8 protein-coding genes and 1 pseudogene are annotated in these 7,056 nt (G+C 69.3%); 5 read left to right on the top strand and 4 right to left on the bottom strand.

Annotated elements, in window-relative coordinates; translation table 11 throughout:
- Positions 1-71: 71 nt before the first annotated feature.
- Complete coding sequence (locus QK444_RS29420) at positions 72-1,013, bottom strand: M56 family metallopeptidase (RefSeq protein ID WP_029930604.1); 942 nt, start codon at positions 1,011-1,013, stop codon at positions 72-74.
- 50 nt (positions 1,014-1,063) lie between these two features.
- Positions 1,064-1,471, bottom strand: a complete 408-nt coding sequence (locus tag QK444_RS29415; RefSeq protein WP_282785379.1) for a BlaI/MecI/CopY family transcriptional regulator — start codon at positions 1,469-1,471, stop codon at positions 1,064-1,066.
- A 230-nt stretch (positions 1,472-1,701) separates the two neighbouring features.
- Here QK444_RS29415 and QK444_RS29410 point away from each other — a divergent pair, with 230 nt between their 5' ends.
- A complete protein-coding gene (locus QK444_RS29410; RefSeq protein WP_282785378.1) occupies positions 1,702-2,409 on the top strand; it encodes a hypothetical protein in 708 nt (235 codons plus the stop codon).
- Here the strand turns inward: QK444_RS29410 and QK444_RS29405 are convergent.
- Both QK444_RS29405 and QK444_RS29400 read right to left on the bottom strand, forming a co-directional pair.
- Positions 2,406-3,167, bottom strand: a complete 762-nt coding sequence (locus QK444_RS29405; RefSeq protein WP_282785377.1) for an alpha/beta hydrolase — start codon at positions 3,165-3,167, stop codon at positions 2,406-2,408. The genes QK444_RS29410 and QK444_RS29405 overlap by 4 nt on opposite strands.
- Complete coding sequence (locus QK444_RS29400) at positions 3,137-3,583, bottom strand: DUF998 domain-containing protein (protein WP_282785380.1); 447 nt, start codon at positions 3,581-3,583, stop codon at positions 3,137-3,139. The genes QK444_RS29405 and QK444_RS29400 overlap by 31 nt, the downstream gene beginning before the upstream one ends.
- 478 nt (positions 3,584-4,061) lie before the next feature.
- Between QK444_RS29400 and QK444_RS29395 the strand changes: the two genes are divergently transcribed.
- The 4 genes and pseudogenes from QK444_RS29395 to QK444_RS29380 all read left to right on the top strand — a co-directional run.
- Complete coding sequence (locus QK444_RS29395; RefSeq protein ID WP_282785376.1) at positions 4,062-4,460, top strand: hypothetical protein; 399 nt, start codon at positions 4,062-4,064, stop codon at positions 4,458-4,460.
- Positions 4,457-5,191 carry a hypothetical protein gene (locus tag QK444_RS29390; RefSeq protein WP_282785375.1) on the top strand — a complete coding sequence of 245 codons (735 nt, stop codon included), beginning with the start codon at positions 4,457-4,459 and terminating at the stop codon, positions 5,189-5,191. The genes QK444_RS29395 and QK444_RS29390 overlap by 4 nt, the downstream gene beginning before the upstream one ends.
- A gap of 100 nt (positions 5,192-5,291) precedes the next feature.
- Positions 5,292-6,491 carry a thioredoxin family protein gene (locus tag QK444_RS29385; RefSeq protein ID WP_282785374.1) on the top strand — a complete coding sequence of 400 codons (1,200 nt, stop codon included), beginning with the start codon at positions 5,292-5,294 and terminating at the stop codon, positions 6,489-6,491.
- A 107-nt stretch (positions 6,492-6,598) separates the two neighbouring features.
- A pseudogene (locus QK444_RS29380) lies at positions 6,599-7,056 on the top strand (hypothetical protein); the annotation flags it as partial.

Here is a 7,056-nt window from a genome sequence, read left to right as displayed (position 1 = left end):
GCGTGGGGGCATCGGATCCGGCGGCATCGGATGCGGTGCCCTCGTGCGCGGCGGCCCGGTGGGCGGCGGGGTCAGGCACTGATCAGCAGCCTGTGCAGCTCGGTGAGCCACGGAATGGCGACCGCGAGGGTGGGCACCACCAGGATGGCGGCGGCGGCCAGGTAGGCGGCGGCGGCCTCGCGCACGCTGCCGAGCGGTCCGGCGAGGCGCTGGATGCGGATCAGCGTGGTGGGTCCGCCGACGGCCATCGCACCTTGCGGGGCAACCGAATTCGAGCAGGCCACCAGCGCGCGCGCCAGCGGCGTCGCCCCGGTGACCTTCACGGCGGAGTCGTCGGCCAGCAGTTCGATGAGCAGCTTCACCGAATCGAGCGCGGATTTGGAGCGCACCACCCGCGGGAACGCCTCGTGCGCGGCGGTGAACGCCTCCAGCACGAGGTCGTGGCGGGCACGCAGGTGCGAGCGCTCATGGCTGACGATGGCGGTGAGCTCCGCATCGGACAGATTGGTCACGGTGCCCTGGGAGAGCACCACGCGCTGGCGGATGCCCGGCAGACAGTAGGCGATCGGCTCGGCGGCGGCCAGCACCCGGATATCCGCGGCCTTGCGCTGCACGCTGGGCTGATCGAGCAGGTCGACCAGCATGCGATGGCGGGCGCGGCGGCGGCGGGTGTGGATGCCGACGCGGATCACCGACCAGATGAGCCGACCGCCGATCATGAGGGTCAGCGCGAAGACGGTGACATAGGCCAGCCACAGCGGCAGCCCCAGCACATCGATCTCGGCGTAGGGCGAGGTGGTGGGCCGCCCGTCCGGGCCCGGCACCAGCAGTCGGCTGGCGATGGCCAGCCCGGAGCCGAAGGCGCTGAGCACGGCGGCCAGCGCGATGGCCTGCCAGAGCACCAGTGCCGCACGGGGATTGCGATACGGCCAGGTGGCTCTGCTGAGCAGCGCCGGAGCCGGTCCCGCCAGAAACAACGCGAGACCGGCGAAAACCGGCGCGGTTACATCCATTCCTCAGCTCACTACGTTGTGGGGGCTAGGCGCCGAGGCAGGTGCGGCGATCAGACTCCCGTATCGTCGGTCGGCTTCCTGCGTGCTGCCTCGTTCGCTTCGAGCTTAGCGAGTGCGTCCCGCAATGCGGCAGCCTCATCCTTGCCGACCTGTTCGACGAAGTGTACGAGAGCCGCGCGGCGGCTGCCTACTTCGTCGGCCTGCTGCAATGCGTCCACCATGAGCGAGGCCACGAGTTCGTCGCGAGTATGCACGGGGGCGTAGCGGTGTGCGCGGTCGTCGCGCTGCTGCACCACCAGGCTCTTCTTCGCCAATCGCTGGAGCACCGTCATCACCGTGGTGTACGCGAGTTCGCGGCGCTGTGCGAGAGCTTCGTGGACTTGCCGCACCGTTTGTGGTTCATCGGCCGACCACAGTTGGTCCATGACCGCTTTCTCGAGTTCACCAAGACCTGCCATTCCCCAATTCTACGGAGTCAACGACGCGCACGCGTACTACAGGTTGTCGTAACCGGGTGATAGCCGGTGTGGTATTGGTCATACCGGCTCGCCCTGTGTCGCACCGCGTCCCATGCACACGACGGCGCCGAACTACTGGCATTACGGCTTCGAGCATTGCATTCTCTAACTAGGTAAGCCTAACCTATCTTTTCGATTCGGCCTGTTTGTTCACGGAGGAGGAGGTTCGCGTGCCCGAACCCATGACCGTATGCCCGCTGCGTGATTCCCAGCTCGTCTTCGAGCGGACCTGCGCTCGGCTGCGCGCCCTGCAACCGGAACACCCGCGTGTCTACGCCGTGGCGGCCATGGCCGATCAGGGCAAGCGGCGCTGGTGGCGCCTGACCGACGGTGTTCGCGAGGGCCGCATCGAACTCATGTACCGCCGCCACGCCGCCGAGATGACGAACGCCGACATCGCCGCCGAGGTCGTCGCCACCGCCCTCATCCATGCCGTGGTCGGCCGGGTGGTGGCCCTGCTGGTGGCCGAGGGTCGCGCCTGGGATCCGGGTCTGGAGAACCTCTGGATCCACACCGACAACGACGGCGGCATCGACTGGGCGGGCTTGGCCGACACCACGATTCGCGTCATCGACGGCGACCGTCTGGACGGCGAGCCCGGCGTGGTCACCCTGCCCTGTGAGCGCGCCATGTACGTCTGGCTCGCGCATCGCCTGGAGCCCGCCCTCGACCTGATCCAACAGGTCATCTCCCGCTGCGCGGCCCTGCCCGCCCGCCGCTTCTGGAGCCTGGTCGGCGAATCCATCGTCGGCGCGGCCACCTATGTCCCGGCCCTGGCCAACACCTCCTCGACCGATGGCGCCCGCCGCGGCCAACAGCTCCTGGCCGCTCTCGAGGAACGCGGACTTCCGGTCCGCAGAACCTGTTTCGTCCGTTAGCCCCCCGCGGGTCGGTCGGCGAGGTGGGCGCGGATGAGCGCGGCGACCCGATGCGGGTGTGCCGTCATGACGAGATGGCCGGACGGGCGGACGACGCGGTGATGTCCCCCGAGTTGCCGGGCCAGCGCGCGGTGCCGCCGCGGCCAGCCGGAGAGCCGGTGGCGCTGCGCCGTGACCACGAGCGACCGCGCGGTCGGGAGCGGCGTGTGACGGCGCAGGTCGAGTAGGTCGGCGGCCCAGCGCGGGTAGGCGTTCCATTCGGTGAGGCACCGGTCGATGAAGTCGCCGTCGCGCAGTGCCGCGACGACCGCGTCCACGTGCTCCGGCGGCAGCGCCGGGTCCAGCCACCGTTGCCCCCGGCCCAGCAGCGCCGCCGCCAACCGGGTGCGCGCGGCGCGGCGGGTCGGCCGGAGTGCTCGTCCAGCAAGGGGTTCGGCGTATCGCCGGGGGCGGCCCTCGACACTGGGGTCCAGCAGCACCAGGCCGTGCGCGTATCCGGGATGTGAGCGGGCGTACGCCTCGGCGACGAACGCGCCCATCGAATGCGCGACCAGGTCGACCGGTTCGTCCCCGTGCTGTCGCACGAGCCGATGCACTGCGGCCACCTCGTCGGCCAGCTCACCCGGCTGGCCGCGGCGGGCATGTCGGACGGGGAGGTCGGGTCCCAGGGCGCGGATCAGTGGCTGCCACTGTGCGGGCAGGTCGCCGAGCCCGCCGACCAGCAGGATCATGTCCGACCGCACCACCGGTGCGAACAAGCGAACACCGCGCCCGCCAACGCAAGCCCGTATCCGACCGCCAGCAGTTCGGTGCGCTGGACGACGCCGAGCCATGCCCCGGAGCGGCTTTCGTCGAGACCGACGGTCACCACGATCCACCCTGTCGCCCCGACCGAGCACGCGGCGGCGAGCAGTGCCGACAGCGGGACCCAGCGGGGACGCAGCGGCCGCAGTGCGACGGCGAGGAAGACCAGAAAGGCGAGCGCGGCGGCGTTGGCCACCGTACTGCTGACCATGTGCAGCGTATGGGTCAGTGAGACATCGCCGGTGGCCTCGGCCGCGGCGCAGACGGGGTGGCGGCTGGCGCCGCATTCCAGCGGCAGTAAGACGTCCGCGACGGTTCCGACGCCGAATACACCGAGCGCGGCCGCCGCGTACCGGCCGGGACGTGCCAGCGCGCGGCCCCCCGGACCGGCCGATCAGCACCGCCGCCACGGCCGCGATTCCGACCGCCAGATCCGCGGCCCGGTAGAGCACGGCGTGGGGAGCGTCGTCGGCGGCCAGTTCGCTTACATACGACTTGGTGGCGCTGAGTTCCGGGTCGAGGACGAAAGCGGTGATCCACAGGTTGTAGCCGAGTCCCGCGGCGATCAGCAGTACCCCGGCGACGCGGGCGGTCATGCGGCTGCCCGCGGGGTGGCGCGAAGGCGTGGGCATGGACGGTTCCTGTTCTCGCGGATATCGATCCGAGCGGCGAACACGAGAGTAGCCGCACGATAGCCAGGGCGGAGTGGGGATGAATGCGCGGTCGACTACCCCGACGACCGGTTTCGCCGTACCTCCCGCACCCGCCAGCGGCGCTCGACACCACCGCGAGAGCGGCGTGTTCGAGCCCTCTACCTGCACTGTTCCAATTCTGCAATACTATGACCCGTGAGTGAGCGTATGGAGCGGTTTCTGCGGTGGCGCGACGAGGTGGCGAGCGGTGACAGCGAGCGCGCCATCGCGGCGCGCATGGGCATCGGCAACAACCGGGTCGGCCGCCATCTGCGCGAGAGCGATCCACCGGTCGCCGAAACCGTCATCGACTTCGCTCGCGCCTATGGCGTGAATCCGGTCGACGGCCTCGTCGCGGCGGGGTTGCTGACCCGCGACGAGGCGCTGCGCGCGGCGGCCAGCGAACCGCTGCGGACCGCGTCGCCCCTGCAATTGCTCGAGGAACTGACCCGACGGGAGAAGGAACGGTTGCACGCGGAGCGCGAAACCGACGAAGCGCCGGCCGTGAAGCGGCGGCGCTGGCGCCGTGATCTCGGCGAAGGGCTGCTCACATGAACGCCGGAATCATCGAATACCTCATCGCCTGCGTCATCGCCCTGTGCACCATCGCGCTGCGCCTCACCGTCTGGCGGGCGCGGCCGGGCTCGCGGCCGTTCACCATCGCGTTGACCCTGCTGCTGCCCGGTATCGTGCTGCGGCATCCGCTGCTACTCGAAAGGGACTGGCTGCCACAGGGTTCCATCGCCGGCACCTATCTGACCAACTTCACCGACCTGGTCGGCGACCTGTTGATCGTCGCCGCCGGCGCGTACCTGTTCACGGTGGTGGCGCGCGCGTGGGGTCGGGAGGAGTTGCGGCCCTGGATCACCCGCGCCTTCACGGCTGGGGCGGTGGCGATGCTGGTGCTCTGGGCGGTCTCCGACGCGCCCCGAACGCAGACGAAGTACGTCGGGTATCTGGGCGGGTCGGCGCAGGCGTACTCGTACCTGGCGGCGTCGCTCGTTCTCGTCGCGAATCTGGCCGTGCTGCTCTCGGTGGCCGTGGCGCGCTTGCCGCGCGGTCTGCGGCTGTCGCTGCTCCCGCTCGGGCTCGCCGCCCTGCTGGGAGTGACCGAGAGTCTGCTGCGCATCGGCAGCCACGCCGCACCCGATGTCTTCGCCGACCCGCGCGACATCGTCGGATGGCAGTTGTCGGTGGCGATGATCCTGCTGTACTCGCTCTCCGGCCTGATCGGGCACGTCGCCTACGGGCGGGTGGTCGCCGAATCCGAGCGCTCCGCGCACTGATCCGCCTGGTTGCAATAGTCACACAATCTGTTGCAAAAATGGGTTGCACTGATGTTCGGCTTTCCGGAGCATGGTGGTTGAAAGGATGGTTTCGATACACATGCGACGAATACGATTCCCGGAACTCGGACTACCCGGCCGGGTGGAGTACCTCCGTGTCGACGAGCAGTCGGGCGAACTGCTGGATCGACGGGAAATCAGCGCCCGCGGCACGGTCGAGGTCCCCGACGACGCGATGCTCACGTACGCCGCCGACCACTGCCCGCCCGCCGATCTCGCTCGGGTCAGCCGCGACGCCTTCGCGACCATGATGCTGACCGGCGTCGACGACGAATTGCTCGGCGTGGTGGGCACCATGGCCAACGTCCAGCACCTGGAACTGTGCGGGGATTTCACCGACACCGGAACACGCGCGTTGGCCTGGACCGCGGATATGTTCGCGCTCGAACTGGACTCGCCGCATATCGGCCCCGACCTTCATCTGCCGGGCGGGACCATCTGCCTGATCGCGATGCGCGGCGACCGCCTCGACGACCGCGTGTTCGACCTCGTCGCCGCGCGGCAGCCCTTCTCGGTGGAGGTCGCCGGCGCCGCGATCACCGGCGCCGGGCTGGGTGCGCTGGCCGCGGTACCGGAACTGGAGGAGGTGCGGCTCAGCGGTCGCAACCTGCGGGCCGCACATCTCACCGCCTTGGCGGCGACGGCTGTCACCGCACTGTCGATCGAGCCGGACCGGATCGACCCGAAGTGGGCCGACGCCATCCTCGGCCTGCCCGGGCTGCGCACCGTCGAGGTGGGTCAGCTCGATCCCGAGCCACTGTCGTCGGACGCCGTCGCGCGGCTGCTCGCCGCGGGCTTGGAGGTCAACGGCATTCGGGCCGGGGCGGCGGAGCTCGCGGCGACCGCGGCGGAACTGGCCGTCGGTGACGATCATCCCGACGACGCGGAGCCGGACCGGACGATGCGGGCCGCGTTGCGGCCGGTCGACGACGAAGCCGAATTCGACGCCCTGTTGGCCGGTGACGCACCGGTGTTGGTGCAGTTGACCGCGACCTGGTGTGGGCCGTGCAAACAATTGCGGCCTGTGCTGGAGGGGGTGCTGTCCGGCTTCGAGGGGCGCATCACCGGTGTGGTCGTGGACATCGACCGAGCGCCGTGGGTCGAGCGGTTCGACTTCCGCAGCGTGCCTGCCGTCCTCGCGTTCGCGGGTGGTCGCGAGATGGTGCGGTTCGTCGGCGTCCGTTCGGCCGCGGACATCACGGCCCTGCTCACGGCCACCGTCGGACTCGATCGGGTTTGACGCGGGGCGGGACCGGCCGCCGGATATGTCTTGATGTTGCAATAGTCACGCGCGATGTTGCAATATCGCATTGCGAAATGTGTTTCAGAATTGGGACAATAGTTCTTGTGAATGAAACACAGTGGCCATCGGGCCGACATGAAGCGACCGACAGGGCACGCCGCCGCCAACCGCTACTGCTGGCCGCGCTAGCGGCCACCGGTGTGGTGGTCGGGCAGGCGATCGGTGCGGGTGCGGTCGCGGCCGATCCCGCATCGGCGGATGCCCCCGGTGCGGGAACATCCGCAACGAATACGCCTGGCGACGGCGGTAAACCCCGCGAGAGGCCCGCGACCGACGCGCAGGTTCCCGATCGAAAGGTTCCTGATCAGAAGGGTCCCGACCAGCAGGTTCCTGATCGGCAGGGCGTCGACCAGCGGGGCTTCGACAAGGACGGCTACAACAGGGACGGCTACGACAAGGACGGTTTCGATCGACGCGGATTCGACCGCCACGGCTATGACCGATTCGGCTACGACCGCAAGGGTTTCGATCGCAACGGGTTCGACCGCGCCGGTTACGACCG

Source organism: Nocardia sp. CC201C (assembly GCF_030010695.1).
Classification (GTDB): Bacteria; Actinomycetota; Actinomycetes; order Mycobacteriales; family Mycobacteriaceae; genus Nocardia; species Nocardia otitidiscaviarum.
The sequence above is the reverse complement of the archived record's forward strand: the minus strand, read 5'-3'. Positions and strand labels throughout refer to the sequence as shown.

Coding starts and splice junctions, on each gene's coding strand:
- QK444_RS29420 (WP_029930604.1), bottom strand. CDS start 1,013: ATGGATGTAACCGCGCCGGTTTTCGCCGGTCTCGCGTTGTTTCTGGCG.
- QK444_RS29415 (WP_282785379.1), bottom strand. CDS start 1,471: ATGGCAGGTCTTGGTGAACTCGAGAAAGCGGTCATGGACCAACTGTGG.
- QK444_RS29390 (WP_282785375.1), top strand. CDS start 4,457: ATGAACGCCGGAATCATCGAATACCTCATCGCCTGCGTCATCGCCCTG.
- QK444_RS29385 (WP_282785374.1), top strand. CDS start 5,292: ATGCGACGAATACGATTCCCGGAACTCGGACTACCCGGCCGGGTGGAG.